The organism is Stenotrophomonas sp. YJH_SMC_20 (assembly GCF_059367845.1).
Genome location: NZ_JCAFRG010000001.1, coordinates 650,726 through 664,695, shown reverse-complemented (window position 1 = coordinate 664,695; position 13,970 = coordinate 650,726). Strand labels below are relative to the sequence as shown.

The window sequence follows — 13,970 nt, the reverse complement described above, 5'->3', positions numbered from 1 at the left end:
GGCCATGCCCGGCGTTTCCGTATCCGCTACGCTCGCCGGGCATGGCCCGGCGCTACCTGCGGCACAATGCGACCCGCACCGTTCCGACAGGCGTCACCTGTGGCGGTTCGAATGGCGCGCGCTCTCGGTTACGCTTGGCGCCCTGATCCATTCGAGCGTTGACGATGAATCCACTGCGCTGGCCCTTCCGCGCCCAGTTCTTCCTGGGCTTCCTGATCTGCGCGGGCCTGCTCGGCTACGCGATCTTCCTGCAGCTGAAGATGGGCCTGGAGCCGTGTCCGCTGTGCATCTTCCAGCGGCTGGCCTTCGCCGCGCTGGGCCTGCTGTTCCTGATCGGTGCGCTGCACGGGCCGTCCAACCGCCCGGGACGCGCGACCTACGGGATTCTCGCCTTCATTGCCGCCGCGGTAGGCGTCGGCATTGCCGCGCGCCACGTCTACGTGCAGATGCTGCCGCCGGAGATGGGCGCGACCTGCGGCCCGCCGCTGAGCTTCCTGCGCGAGACCATGGGGCCGCTGGAAGTGTTCAGCACGGTGCTCACCGGTACCGGCAACTGCGGCAACATCGACTGGACCTTCCTGGGCCTGACCATGCCGATGTGGTCGGGCGTGTGGTTCGTGCTGCTGGCGCTGTGGGCGCTGGTGGTGTCGCTGCGCAGGGTCAAGCGCTGAACGCAGGGTAGTGCCGGCCGCTGGCCGGCACACCGTGGGAATACCGGCCAGCGGCCGGCGCTACCTCAGAAATCCTGCTGCAGGCTCAGGTAAGCACCTCGGCGCGGTCCCCACTGCGGGGCGAAGACGCCGACACCGCCACCGTCGCGCAGCTGGTAGCTGCGATCCAGTGCGTTGATCACGGCCAGTTGGACGTGCAACGGATGGCCGCTGTCGGCATTGAAGTCATGCCCGGCGCTGAGGTTCACTTGCAGGTACGACGGCAGCTCGCCGCCGTTGGGTACGCCCTCGATGTCCGAACGCAGGCCGCTGCCGAACACGTAGTTGGCACCGATCCGGTTGTGTCCGGCAAAGGCGTAGCTGAAGCCACCCGATGAGGTCAGTTTCTGGTCGTGGTCGAGGTGGATCCAGTGGTCGGCCACATAGGCCAGCGCGTCCGGATCGAGGTTGTACTGGCTGGTGATCACCTGGGTGCCGATGGCCTTGTTGTACGCCGCGTTGAAGTAGGCGCTGAACGGGCCGTTGCTGTAGTCGGCACTGAACTCCAGCCCACGGATGTGGCCACGGCGATAGTTGAACGTCGAGTAGATGTAGGCGGCGCCGAACTGGCCTTCGTCCTGCAGGCGCGCAACGCGGCGATCGTAGGCGTCCAAGCCCAGGGTGAGGTGGTCGCCCACCTGCTGCGACACGCCGATGTCGTAGTAGTCGCTGCGTTCGGCCAGTGGCGTGTTGTTGCCGCCGCTGGGCCGCTGGTTGGTGGTGCCGTCGTATAGGGCGATATCGCTGCTGGCGATCAGCTCACTGGCCGGTGGCGTGAAGTAACGCGAATAGCCGGCATGCACGGTGGTGCTGTCGCTGGCATTCCAGACCACTCCCACGCGGGGGCTGAGCTGGCCCTCGGTGTGGCCAAAGGCCTTGTAGCGATCTCCGCGCAGGCCGTAGTTGACGGTCCAGTCGTCGCCGATCTTCCATTCATCCTGCACGTACAACGCCAGCGTGCTGGCATGGAAGGCACTGCGGTCAGGTATCAGCAGCGGTGTGGTGCTGGACTGCTGGCCGGCGTCATCGACCGGAAACACCCAGCTGCTGTTGCTGGCCCGCGCATTCTCGTAGTTGCCGTACAGGCCATAGCGCAGCGTGTGGTCGTTGCCCAGTGGGGTGGAGAAATCGGCCTGCAGCGTGTTGGCGCGGTTGCTGCGTTGCACCTGCGAGGCGACGCCACTGAACACCAGGTCGCCGACGACATCCGGATGGAATGCCACATCGCTGTAGCGCTGCCCGGCCGAGAGCTGATATGCGGTGCTGCCCAACGTGCCCTGCAGCACCAGCATGCCGAAGCGGGTGGCCTCGCGCTGGGTTTCATCCAGCTGGCTGGAGTCGAAGGTGGTGGTATCGAGGTAACCGAACTGCGGCGTCTGCCCGGGGTTGACCGGGATCTGGAAGCGATTGTTGGCAAAGCCGGCGAACACGCTCAGGCGGGTGTTCTCGTTGACGAGGTAGGTAAGGTCAGCGAACGCTTTGCCCTGGTGGGTGTCGTCGTGCAGCGGCTTGCGCGAGCGGGTCGGGTTCTCCAGGCCAACCTCGTTCTGGTCGTAGTTGCCAGTCAGGAACCAGCTCCAGCGCCCCTGGTTGCCCCACCACGAGGCGTTGGGATTGATCTTGCCGAACGAGCCTGCGGTCAGCCCGGCGCTGCCGCCGTTGCCGAGCTCGGCGCCGCTGCGGGTGGTGATGTCGACCACTGCAGCGGTGCGCTCGCCGAACTGCGCCGGCAGCGCGCCATCCATCAGGCGGATGCTCTTGATGGTGCGTGCATCCAGCGTCTGGCCGAAGCCCGAGATCGATTCGGGCAGCAGCACGCCGTTGATGCGGTACTGCAGATTGGCGTGGTCGCCACGCACGTGCACGCCGCCGTAGGAATCCTGGACCACGCCGGGCGCCTGCAGCAGCACCTGGCTGAGCGGCGCGGAGGCGCCCAGCGGCTGCTTCTGGATGTCCTCGGCGGTGATCTGGTACTGGCTGCTGCCGATGTCCGGCGACAGCGTGTTGCGGGCCTGGTCGAGCTGGGCGTGGACGGTGACCGCGTCGAGGTCCTTCACGGGAGCGGCGGCATCGGCGGCCACGGCGAGGGAAGGCAGGCTGGCCAGGGTCAGGGCGAAGGTGATGCCGGTAGCAAGCAGGGAGGGCTTCATGGCGGATAGGCTGTGGAAGGGGCCATTGGGGATTGAGTGTTACTTCGTAACAGTGCGTGGCGAATCATGCGCCTGACCGGCTGGCCGTGGGCATGCCGCTTTTGGCCAATGGCGATGCCCTTTCCCCGGCGTTCAGTCATGTGCAGACGCCGTTCGGCCCTTTGCGACAGCGGTCGGCTCTGCGACCATGAACGTCCCCCACCTCCGGAAGCCTGCAATGAGCCTGTCCGCCGTTTCGCCTGTCCCCGATCCCGCCGCAGCCGCCACCGGCGCTGCCTGGTCGCCGGAGAGCTGGCGTGGCAAGACCGCGCTGCAGATGCCGACCTACCCGGACCCGGTGGCGCTGGACGCTGCCCTGCACGAGCTGAAGCGGCTGCCGCCGCTGGTCACCTCGTGGGAGATCCTGGCCCTGAAGCAGCAGTTGGCGGAGGCCCAGGAGGGCAAGCGCTTCCTGCTGCAGGGCGGCGACTGCGCCGAGAACTTCAGCGACTGCGAATCGGGCACCATCTCCAACCGCCTGAAGGTGCTGCTGCAGATGAGCCTGGTGCTGGTGCATGGGCTGCGCCAGCCGGTGATCCGCGTGGGTCGTTTCGCCGGCCAGTACGCCAAGCCGCGTTCGGCCGATACCGAGACGCGCGACGGTGTGACCCTGCCGAGCTACCGCGGCGATGTCATCAATGCCCCGGCCTTCACTGAAGCAGCGCGCCTGCCGGACCCGAAGCGGATGCTGCAGGCGCACGCGCATTCGGCGATGACGATGAACTTCGTACGGGCGCTGATCGATGGTGGTTTCGCCGACCTGCACCACCCCGAGTACTGGAACCTGGAATGGGTGAGCCATTCGCCGCTGGCCGCCGAGTACCAGAAGATGGTGGCCTCGATCGGCGATGCCGTGCATTTCATGGAGACGTTGGCCGGGGCCCGCGTGCACAACCTCAACCGCATCGACTTCTACACCTCGCATGAAGCGCTGCTGTTGCCGTACGAGCAGGCACTGACCCGCCAGGTGCCCCGCCAGCAGGGCTGGTTGAACCTGAGCACGCATTACCCGTGGATCGGCATGCGCACGGCTGCGCTGGATGGCGCGCACGTGGAATACCTGCGTGGCGTGCGCAATCCGATTGCGATCAAGGTGGGCCCGTCGGTGACGCCGGACCAGCTGCTGCGCCTGATCGATGTGCTCAACCCGCATGACGAGCCGGGCCGCCTGAGCTTCATCCACCGCATGGGTGCCGCGCAGATCGCCGAGAAACTGCCGCCGCTGCTGGACGCGGTAAAGCGTGATGGTCGCCGCGTGCTGTGGGTGTGCGATGCGATGCATGGCAATACCGAAAGCACCGCCAACGGTTTCAAGACACGTCGCTTCGACAACGTGCGTGGCGAGGTGGAGATGTCGTTCGACCTGCATGCGGCCGCCGGTACGCGCCTGGGCGGTGTGCATCTGGAACTGACCGGCGAGGATGTGACCGAGTGCATCGGCGGCGCGCGCGAACTGACCGAGCGCGACCTGGAGCGCGCGTATCGTTCAACGGTGGACCCGCGGTTGAACTACGAGCAGTCGCTGGAGATCGCGATGGCGATCGTACGCAAGCAGGAGCAAGTGCGGTAAGGGTTTTTCGGCAGGGCTTGCAGCCCTGCACCTGCTACGAGCCAGAGCAACGTCAACGTCAACGTCAAAAGCGGGCTATCCGTGGGTTGGCGGGACGGTGTCGGAGTGCGGGGACGCCACAAGTACGTCCTTGTAGGCTTGGCAGCCGCATCCATGCGGCTGACACCCCGCACTCCGACACCGCCCCACCTTCGACAGGTTCAGGTCGCTATTGGTGGGTGCCGACCGTTGGTCGGCACATCTGTCAGATGTCGAATGAATCATCCACGCATGGCGTGGATCTACTGGTAACTGCGGCGATTGGCATGCGCGGCTGTTGGTAGGTGTCGACCGTTGGTCGACACGATTTTTCTTTCAGATAGCAGTATTCAAAATGGGCTCCGACCCCGTGCCGACCAACGGTCGGCACCCACCATCAGCATCAGGTTCCGACAGATCGCAGGAAACTGTCGAAGGCGGGGTGGGTCCGGTTGCGGGGGCGTGAGCCGCATGGGCCCGAGGCATGCCTCGGGCGGGTTGGGCAGGACGCCCAACCCCGGTCTTGCCGTGTGCGCAGGACAGCGCACACGAGCAAGCGGCGACCGAGCTTACATGGTTGAGGGCGCTTTGCTTGCGAAGCACTGCTTCGCAAGCGCCCGAACGCACAGCCGCCAGCGGCTGGGCCGGGCCCCGGAGGGGGACTTGCAGCGCCCCCCGCGACCGGACCCATCCCGCCACCCCACAGGAAACCCGCTTCTGCTTCGGCTGTTGCTGTTGCTCCAGCTCGCAGCAGGGTGCAGGGCTGCAAGCCCTGCCGATCAACACCCTGCTTACGAACGGCTGACGTGACGCTCATGCGCCATGCGCGAGGCTGTCCGTTCACGCTTTCACCTGGAGGTGGCAAGAGTGCCTTGGGACCACATGCAGGCCTATGCATGGCCATTGGGTTTGGCCGCATTGGTGGGTGGCATCGGCGCGTGGCTGATCCTGTGGATCTATCACCGGCTGAAAGGGCGTGATCGACGGCGCGCGCGCATCGGGCGCGTGCTCGGCCTGCCGATGGCCACCGCGTGGCCGTTGCTGCTGTTGATTCCCGCCCTGCAGGCCACGCCGCTGCAGGATCCGTTGCTGGGCCATCTGCAGCATGTGCTGCACATCGCGTTGACTGCCTGCTTCATCTGGTTGCTGGTACGTGCGGTGGCGGCGGGCGAGCGCGCAATCCTGCGCAGCCATCCCATTGATGTCTCCGACAATCTGGAAGCGCGCCGCATCCAGACCCAGACGCGCGTGCTCAGCCGGGTGCTGATGGGCGGCATCATCGTGCTGGGCGCATCGCTGGTGCTGCTGACGTTTCCGATGGTGCAGAAGATCGGTACCGCGCTGCTGGCCTCGGCCGGCCTGATCGGCCTGGTGGCCGGTATCGCGGCCAAGCCGGTGTTCGGCAACCTGATCGCCGGCCTGCAGATCGCGTTGGCGCAGCCGATCCGCCTGGATGACGTGGTGATCGTGGAAGGCGAGTGGGGACGCATCGAGGAGATCGGAAGCAGTTACGTGGTGGTGCGTATCTGGGATGAGCGGCGGATGGTGGTGCCGTTGACCTGGTTCATCGAGAACCCGTTCCAGAACTGGACGCGGCGTAGTGCCGACCTGCTCGGCACAGCCTTCCTGTGGCTGGATTATCGTGCCCCGATTGCGGCGATCCGTGCTGAACTGGAGCGCATCTGCCGGGGCGAAGCGTTGTGGGATGGCCGAGTCTGCGTGACCCAGGTGACTGAAACCAGTGAGCGTGCAATCCAGATCCGCCTGCTGGTCAGTGCGCGCAGCTCCGGCGACGCGTTCGACCTGCGTTGCCTGGTACGCGAGCGCATGCTCGATTTCCTCGCGCGTGAGCATCCGCAGTCGCTGCCGCAGGTGCGTGCGCGACTGCAGCATGCAGACGAGCTGGACATGCCGCGTGGTCCTCGTGCACGCACTGCAGATGTGCGTTCGCCGGGGGCTGAAGACGGTGAGGCGGCGATCGTGCCAGCGGAGCCCGACCAGCCGCTGTAGAGCCGAGCCATGCTCGGCTGCTTTCGATTTTCCGTTGAAGCCGAGCGTGGGCTCGGCTCTACAGAAACACGATCACGGCTCGCCGGCGTCGATCAGCGCGTCGGTATCGAAGTGCGGCGGGCGCCGTGCGCGCGTGCGCTGCTCGTAGGCGTAGGCCATCTCGATCAGCTTCGGCTCGCTCCAGGCGGTGCCCATGAACAGCAGGCCGACGGGAAGGCCGTTGATCTGGCCCATCGGCACAGTCAGGCTGGGATAGCCAGCCACGGCGGCAGCGCTGTAGCTCTCGCCGGGGAAATCGTCGCCTTCGCTGCGGATCGGCCACGCCACGCCGGTGGTGGGGGCCACCAGCGCATCAAGCTGGTGGGCGGCGAGGGCAGCGTCAATGCCTTCCGGGCCCGCCAACCGGCGTGCATCGCTGCGCGCGCGGATATAGGCCGGGTCGGCCAGGCCGGCGGTGGCGTTGGCCGCCACCAGCAGTTCCTGGCCGAACAGGCCCAGCTCCTGCTTGCTGTGCGCCTGGTTGAAGGCGATCAGTTCGGCCAGGCTGCGCAGCGGGGCGCGATGGGCGCTGAAGTAGCGCTCCAGCCCGGCCTTGAATTCGTACAGCAGCAGCGTGCGCTCGGCGTCGGCCCAAGCGCCCTGGTTGGGCAGCTCCACCGGCACCACCACGGCGCCGGCGCGACGCAGCTCGGTCGCCGCCTGTTCGATCAGTGGCGGCATGCCCCGGTACTTCAGCAGGGGTGTCTGCAGCAGTCCGATGCGCTTGCCGCGCAGGCCCTGGGGGTCCAGTCGCGCGGTGTAGTCGTAGACCGCGCGGCCGGGCATGGTCGCGGTGGCCGGGTCGGCATCATCGCGGCCGGCGATCGCGGTCAGCACGGCGGCAGCGTCGGCGACACTGCGCGCCATCGGACCGGCGGTGTCCTGGCTGAAGGAAATCGGGATGATGCCGTCGCGGCTGACCAGGCCTACCGTCGGCTTGAGGCCGACGATGCCATTGATCGCCGCCGGGCAGACGATGCTGCCGTCGGTTTCGGTACCGATTGCTGCGCTGGCGAGGTTGGCGGCCACGGCTACCGCGCTGCCGCTGCTGGAGCCACAGGGCGAATGGCTCAGCCGATAGGGATTGCGGGTCTGGCCGCCGCGCGCGCTCCAGCCGGAGATCGAATCATTGCCGCGGAAATTGGCCCATTCGCTGAGGTTGGTCTTGCCCAGCACGATGGCGCCGGCATCGCGCAGCCGGCGCACCAGGTAGGCATCATCTGGACGGAAGCTCTGCAGGGCCAGAGAGCCGGCACTGGTGGCCATCGGCGCGGCGTTGATGTTGTCCTTCAACAGCAGCGGGATGCCGTGCAGCGGGCCGCGCAGGTGGCCGCTACGGCGCTCGCGGTCGCGCGCGGCGGCTTCCTTCAGGGCATCGGAGTTGAGCTCGATCACCGCGCGCAGGCGCGGCCCGGCGCGGTCCAGGGCGGCGATGCGCTGCAGGTAGGCCTGGGTCAGGGTGGTGCTGTCCAGTTCACCGGCGGTCATCCGCGCCTGCAGGTCGGCAATATCGGTTTCGGCGTACGGGAACGGCACGTTGCGGCTCGCAGGTTCGGCCGCATGCGCGCTGGGCGTGGCCGGGCTGCAGCCAGCCGAAAGCAGCGCCGGCAGCGCGGCGAGCAGGCAGGTCAGCAGAGGCGGCAAGGACGGGCGCATGGGGCGGCTTGGTCGGCTCCAATCCCCAGTGTAGCGAGTGCTCAGCGGTGGCGCTTGCGCAGGTCGCGGGCGAGTACGTAGACCACGATCAGGTTGATGGCCAGGATCGTCCACGACGGCCAGCCGGGATGGCGGATGATCGCGAAGATGTCGAAGGGCAGGTACAGGGCAGCGGTCAGGCAACCCAGCCAGGAGGCCCAGGCCTTGGCCCGCCACAGGCCCCAGGCTTCGACCAGGTGCAGCAGTCCGTAACCGATCATCCCCGCCGCGGCCAGGTGGACCGCGTCGGGGCTGATCATGTGCAGCAGCGAGGGCAGGGTGCCGTGGTCCGGATCCAGGCTGAAACGCCGGATCAGGGCCATGATGCCGTGCCGCAGCGGCTGCGGTCCGAGCACTTCCAGCCCGGTGGCAGCCAACAGTGCCAGCATCGCCTTGCTCGCTTCGAGCAGGGCGATGACGTGCAGGCCCGGATGCCGGTGTGGATCCGGGTTGTAGCCGCTCTGGCTCACGGGGTGCTGGCTCAGCCGCCGCGCGAAGCCTTCTTGCGGTCGCTCTCGGTCAGGAACTTCTTGCGCAGGCGGATCTCCTTCGGGGTGATCTCGACCAGCTCGTCGTCTTCGATGAAGTCCAGGGCCTGTTCCAGCGAGTACTTGATCGCCGGGGTCAGCTGGATCGCATCATCCTTGCCCGAAGCGCGCATGTTGGTCAGCGGCTTGGTCTTGATCGCGTTGACGGTCAGGTCGTTGTCCTTGGAGTGGATGCCGACCAGCTGGCCTTCATACACGTTGTCACCTTCGGCGGCGAAGAGCTTGCCGCGTTCCTGCAGTGGGCCCAGCGAGTAGGCCGGGGTGACGCCCGGCGCATTGGCGATCATCACGCCGTTGATGCGCTTGGCGATCGCGCCCTGTTCCTTCGGGCCGTAGTGGTCGAACACATGGAACAGCAGGCCCGAACCCTGGGTCAGGGTCTTGAACTCGTTCTGGAAACCAATCAGGCCACGGGCCGGGATCTGGTATTCCAGGCGCACGCGGCCCTTGCCGTCCGATTCCATGTTCTTCAACTGGCCCTTGCGGGTGCCCAGCTTTTCCATCACGCCGCCCTGGTGGACTTCTTCGATGTCCACCACCAGCTGCTCGATCGGCTCCATCAGCTGGCCGTCGATTTCCTTGATGATCACTTCCGGGCGCGACACGGCCAGCTCGTAGCCTTCGCGGCGCATGTTCTCGATCAGCACCGACAGGTGCAGTTCGCCACGGCCGGAGACCAGGAACTTGTCGGCGTCTTCCAGCTGCTCGACCTTCAGGGCCACGTTGTGGACCTTTTCACGGTCCAGGCGGTCCTTGATCTGGCGGCTGGTCAGGAACTTGCCACCGGACAGGTCCTTGTTGCCGGCGAACGGCGAGTTGTTCACCTGGAAGGTCATCGAGATGGTCGGCTCGTCGACGGTCAGCGCCGGCAGGGCTTCCGGGAAGTCCGGTGCGCAGATGGTGTCGGAGATGGTCAGCTCCTGGATGCCGGAGATGGCCACGATGTCGCCGGCCTCGGCCGAATCCTGCTCGATGCGCTCCAGGCCCATGAAGCCCAGCACCTGCAGCACCTTGCCGTTGCGCTTCTTGCCTTCACGGTCGATGACCGCGACCTGCATGTTCTTCTTCAGGGTGCCGCGCTGGATGCGGCCGATGCCGATCACGCCCACGAAGTTGTTGTAGTCCAGCTGGCTGATGCGCATCTGGAACGGGCCTTCCGGGTCCACTTCCGGCTTCGGCGCGTGCTTCATGATCGCTTCGTACAGCGGGGTCATGTCGCCGTCGCGCACGGTGTCTTCCAGGCCGGCGTAGCCATTCAGGCCCGAGGCGTAGACGATCGGGAAGTCCAGCTGCTCGTTGGTGGCACCGAGCTTGTCGAACAGGTCGAAGACCTGGTCGATCACCCACTCCGGACGGGCGCCCGGACGGTCGACCTTGTTGACCACGACGATCGGCTTGAAGCCCATCGCGAAGGCCTTCTGGGTAACGAAGCGGGTCTGCGGCATGGGACCGTCCATCGCATCGACCAGGATCAGCACGGTGTCGACCATCGACAGCACGCGCTCGACCTCACCGCCGAAGTCGGCGTGGCCGGGGGTGTCGACGATGTTGATCCGGTTCTTGATGCCGGTCTTCTTGTCTTCCCAGGTGATGGCGGTGTTCTTGGCCAGGATGGTGATGCCGCGTTCCTTTTCCTGGTCGTTGCTGTCCATCACGCGCTCGGCGAGGACGGTACGCTCGGACAGGGTGCCGGACTGCTTCAGCAGCTGGTCGACCAGGGTGGTCTTGCCATGGTCGACGTGGGCGACGATGGCGATGTTCCGAAGATTTTCGATGGACATACGAAAGGGGGCCAGTCGGCGCCGGATTTGGAAAAAGAAGTCCAACATTATACGTCGAACTTGACGATTCGCGAAAAGGTGGATTTCACGCCCGTCACGGGGCCCATTCAGCTGGGCCGCCACACGGCCGAGGCCGCCAGACCGTCGCGCGGGCTGCCCCGCCGGCGGCTGAAGCCCGGGTCTGCGCCCATGGTCGAAGCCGCCGCCGCCGCAAGGCAGGTGTAAACTAGGTGGCTAGACGCGTTCCCCTCTGCATCAAGGATCTTCATGTCCCTCATCGCCACTTTCGACACCACCCAGGGCCCGATCAAGGTCGAGCTGTTCGCCGACAAGGCGCCGCTGACCGTGGCCAACTTCGTGAACCTGGTCAAGCACGGCTTCTATGACGGCCTGATCTTCCATCGCGTGATCGCCGACTTCATGATCCAGGGCGGCTGCCCGCAGGGCCGTGGCACCGGCGGCCCGGGCTACAAGTTCGAAGACGAAAAGAATGGCGTGAAGCACGAGGTCGGCTCGCTGTCGATGGCCAACGCCGGCCCGAACACCAACGGCAGCCAGTTCTTCATCACCCACATCAAGACCGATTGGCTGGACGGCCGCCACACCGTCTTCGGCAAGGTCCTGGAAGGCCAGGCCATCGTCGATTCGGTCAAGCAGGGCGACGTGATCCATTCGATCACCCTGGAAGGCGACGTCGACGCCGTGCTGGCCGCCCAGGCCGACCGCGTCGCCGAGTGGAACAAGCACCTCGCCGCCTGATCCCCCTTCGAAACGGCCACCCACGGGTGGCCGTTTCCCTGTTCCCCGCCGCCCGCCAGGCCTGCGTGGCTCCGCCCGCGGCGTCCCATCAAACGCTTGCAAGCAAGAGGAAACCCCCATGAAAGCACCCGTTCGTGTTGCCGTGACCGGCGCCGCCGGCCAGATCGGTTATGCCCTGCTGTTCCGCATCGCCTCCGGCGAAATGCTGGGCAAGGACCAGCCGGTCATCCTGCAGCTGCTGGAACTGCCGGTCGACAAGGCCCAGGCCGCCCTGAAGGGCGTGATGATGGAGCTGGAAGACTGCGCCTTCCCGCTGCTGGCCGGCATGGTCGGCACCGATGACGCCGAAGTCGCGTTCAAGGACGCCGACATCGCCCTGCTGGTCGGCGCGCGTCCGCGCGGCCCGGGCATGGAGCGCAAGGACCTGCTGCTGGAAAACGCCAAGATCTTCACCGCCCAGGGCGCGGCGCTGAACAAGGTCGCCAGCCGTGACGTGAAAGTGCTGGTGGTCGGCAACCCGGCCAACACCAACGCCTACATCGCCATGAAGTCGGCTCCGGACCTGAAGCCGGAAAACTTCACCGCCATGCTGCGCCTGGACCACAACCGCGCGCTGAGCCAGCTGTCGGCCAAGCTCGGCAAGCCGGTCGGTGGCATGGAGAAGCTGGTGGTGTGGGGCAACCACAGCCCGACCATGTACCCGGACTACCGTTTCGCCACCGCCGATGGTGCATCGATCGCCGATGCGATCAACGACCAGGAGTGGAACGCCAACACCTTCATCCCGACCGTCGGCAAGCGCGGCGCGGCGATCATCGAAGCCCGCGGCTCGTCCTCGGCTGCTTCGGCCGCCAACGCCGCCATCGACCACGTGCGTGACTGGGTGCTGGGCAGCAACGGCAAGTGGGTCACCATGGGCGTGCCGTCCGACGGTTCCTACGGCATTCCGGAAGGCGTGATCTTCGGTTTTGCCGTGACCACCGAGAACGGCAAGTACACCCTGGTCAAGGATCTGCCGATCGACGACTTCAGCCAGAAGTACATCGACAAGACCCTGGCCGAGCTGGAAGAAGAGCGCGCCGGCGTCGCCCACCTGCTGGGCTGATGCAGGCGGTACCGGCTCCGGACGGTACGTCTTCCATCAAGGTAGGTACCGACCGCTGGTTGGTACGCAGAAAGCGGGGAGGCTTCGGCTTCCCCGTTTTCATTTGGAATTCCTGGAACCGCATGATCCACCTGCACTACATCGATGACGCACTGCTGGTGGCCGAGAAGCCGGCTGGCCTGTTGTCCGTACCCGGCCGCAGCGCCGAGAACCAGGACTGCGTGGTCGCGCGCCTGCAGGCGCTGTATCCGGATGCGTTGACCGTGCACCGCCTGGACCAGGTGACTTCCGGCCTGCTGCTGCATGCGCGCGGCAAGGACATGCAGGCGGCGTTGTCGATGCAGTTCGAGCAGCGCCAGGTTGGCAAGCGGTATGAAGCGGTGGTGCAGGGGCTGCTCGAGGGTGATTTCGGTGAAGTGGACCTGCCGTTGATCGTGGACTGGCCGAACCGGCCGAAGCAGAGGGTCGACCATGAGCGCGGCAAGCCGGCGCTGACGCGTTGGCGCGTGCTGGTGCGCGATGTTGAAGCGCGGCGCACGCGCGTGGCGTTGGAACCGATCACCGGCCGCAGCCATCAGCTGCGCCTGCACATGGCCAGTCTCGGTCATCCCATCGTCGGTGACGTGCTGTATGACGCGGCACCGGCGCAGCGCGTGCATCTGCATGCGTGCAGCCTGCAGTTCACCCACCCGGTGACGGGCGAGGTGCTCGCGTTCGAGTCTGCGGCTCCGTTTTAGGGATTCGGCAGGGCTTGCAGCCCTGCACCTGCTACGAACCGGAGCAATGCGAAAGGCCAAGGCGGCTCTGGTTTTCTACTTGTTGGGCGGGGCGGTGTGGGTTGGCAGGACACGCCGTAAACCCCCCTCCGGGGGCCGGCCCAGCCGCTGGCGGCTGTGCGTTCGGGCGCTTGCAAAGCAGTGCTTCGCAAGCAAAGCGCCCTCACCCATGGGGGCTCGATGGCGCCATCCATGGCGCCAACGGTCCTGCCCACCCACACCGCCCCGCCTTCGACAGATCTCCGGTGACGGATGGTCTATCCACGCTTTGCGTGGATCAAATCCATCGGAATCGAATATTTCGACAATTGATCGAAAAGGATCCACGCATGGCGTGGATCTACCGTGTCGACCAAGGTCGACACCCACCAGAGCAATACGCCGTTCCGACAGATGGCAGGGAACTGTCGAAGGCGGGGTGGGTCCGGTTGCGGGGGCGTGAGCGCCATGGATGGCGCGACCGAGCCCCCATGGGTGAGGGCGCTTCGCTTGCGAAGCATTGCTTCGCAAGCGCCCGAACGCCCAGCCGCCAGCGGCTGGGCCGGACTGGGGATTCACGGCGTCCCCCGCAACCGGAGCCACCCCGCCATCTCCCAGGAAACCAGCTTCTGCTGTTGCTGATGCTGTTGCCGGCCAGCGGCCGGCACTACCACGGGTGCAGGGCTGCAAAGCCCTGCAGAACAAACCCACCCCCCCTACCAAGGTAGGGCGGCCCGCGCGCCAGCGCCGGACTATCCTCGAACCCATGACTTCGTCTGGGAGGGCTGCGT

General features: G+C 66.0%; 10 protein-coding genes. 6 read left to right on the top strand and 4 right to left on the bottom strand.

Annotation, left to right across the window (positions count from 1 at the left end; all coding sequences use genetic code 11):
• The first annotated feature begins 164 nt into the window (after positions 1–164).
• Positions 165–671: a disulfide bond formation protein B gene (locus AC5P6A_RS03200; protein WP_180877851.1), complete on the top strand. Its 507-nt coding sequence runs from the start codon at positions 165–167 to the stop codon at positions 669–671.
• 65 nt (positions 672–736) lie between these two features.
• Here the strand turns inward: AC5P6A_RS03200 and AC5P6A_RS03195 are convergent, their stop codons facing one another.
• Entirely contained in the window at positions 737–2,860 is a 2,124-nt protein-coding gene (locus AC5P6A_RS03195; RefSeq protein ID WP_180877850.1) for a TonB-dependent receptor domain-containing protein, read from the bottom strand.
• A 217-nt stretch (positions 2,861–3,077) separates the two neighbouring features.
• Between AC5P6A_RS03195 and AC5P6A_RS03190 the strand changes: the two genes are divergently transcribed.
• Together AC5P6A_RS03190 and AC5P6A_RS03185 are read left to right on the top strand one after the other, a co-directional pair.
• Complete coding sequence (locus AC5P6A_RS03190; RefSeq protein WP_155029004.1) at positions 3,078–4,469, top strand: class II 3-deoxy-7-phosphoheptulonate synthase; 1,392 nt, start codon at positions 3,078–3,080, stop codon at positions 4,467–4,469.
• 840 nt (positions 4,470–5,309) lie between these two features.
• Positions 5,310–6,497, top strand: a complete 1,188-nt coding sequence (locus AC5P6A_RS03185; RefSeq protein WP_429001258.1) for a mechanosensitive ion channel family protein — start codon at positions 5,310–5,312, stop codon at positions 6,495–6,497.
• 72 nt (positions 6,498–6,569) lie between these two features.
• On the opposite strand, the gene AC5P6A_RS03180 is transcribed toward AC5P6A_RS03185, so the two are convergent.
• The 3 genes from AC5P6A_RS03180 to typA are packed head-to-tail and all read right to left on the bottom strand — an operon-like array spanning position 6,570 to position 10,560.
• Positions 6,570–8,192 carry an amidase gene (locus AC5P6A_RS03180; protein ID WP_180877849.1) on the bottom strand — a complete coding sequence of 541 codons (1,623 nt, stop codon included), beginning with the start codon at positions 8,190–8,192 and terminating at the stop codon, positions 6,570–6,572.
• Between the two features lie 41 nt (positions 8,193–8,233).
• Positions 8,234–8,701, bottom strand: a complete 468-nt coding sequence (locus AC5P6A_RS03175; RefSeq protein WP_019659569.1) for a DUF2127 domain-containing protein — start codon at positions 8,699–8,701, stop codon at positions 8,234–8,236.
• An 11-nt stretch (positions 8,702–8,712) separates the two neighbouring features.
• Positions 8,713–10,560, bottom strand: coding sequence for a translational GTPase TypA (gene typA / locus AC5P6A_RS03170; protein WP_026346967.1), 1,848 nt, complete (start codon positions 10,558–10,560; stop codon positions 8,713–8,715).
• A 267-nt stretch (positions 10,561–10,827) separates the two neighbouring features.
• Between typA and AC5P6A_RS03165 the strand changes: the two genes are divergently transcribed.
• The 3 genes from AC5P6A_RS03165 to AC5P6A_RS03155 all read left to right on the top strand — a co-directional run bounded on the left by AC5P6A_RS03165 (position 10,828) and on the right by AC5P6A_RS03155 (position 13,161).
• The gene (locus tag AC5P6A_RS03165) at positions 10,828–11,319 is read left to right on the top strand and encodes a peptidylprolyl isomerase (RefSeq protein WP_005408225.1); all 492 of its coding nucleotides are present in this window, start codon (positions 10,828–10,830) and stop codon (positions 11,317–11,319) included.
• Positions 11,320–11,437: 118 nt separating this feature from the next.
• A complete protein-coding gene (locus AC5P6A_RS03160) occupies positions 11,438–12,424 on the top strand; it encodes a malate dehydrogenase (RefSeq protein WP_005415428.1) in 987 nt (328 codons plus the stop codon).
• 122 nt (positions 12,425–12,546) lie between these two features.
• Positions 12,547–13,161, top strand: coding sequence for an RluA family pseudouridine synthase (locus AC5P6A_RS03155; protein ID WP_346714624.1), 615 nt, complete (start codon positions 12,547–12,549; stop codon positions 13,159–13,161).
• Positions 13,162–13,970 lie beyond the last annotated feature (809 nt).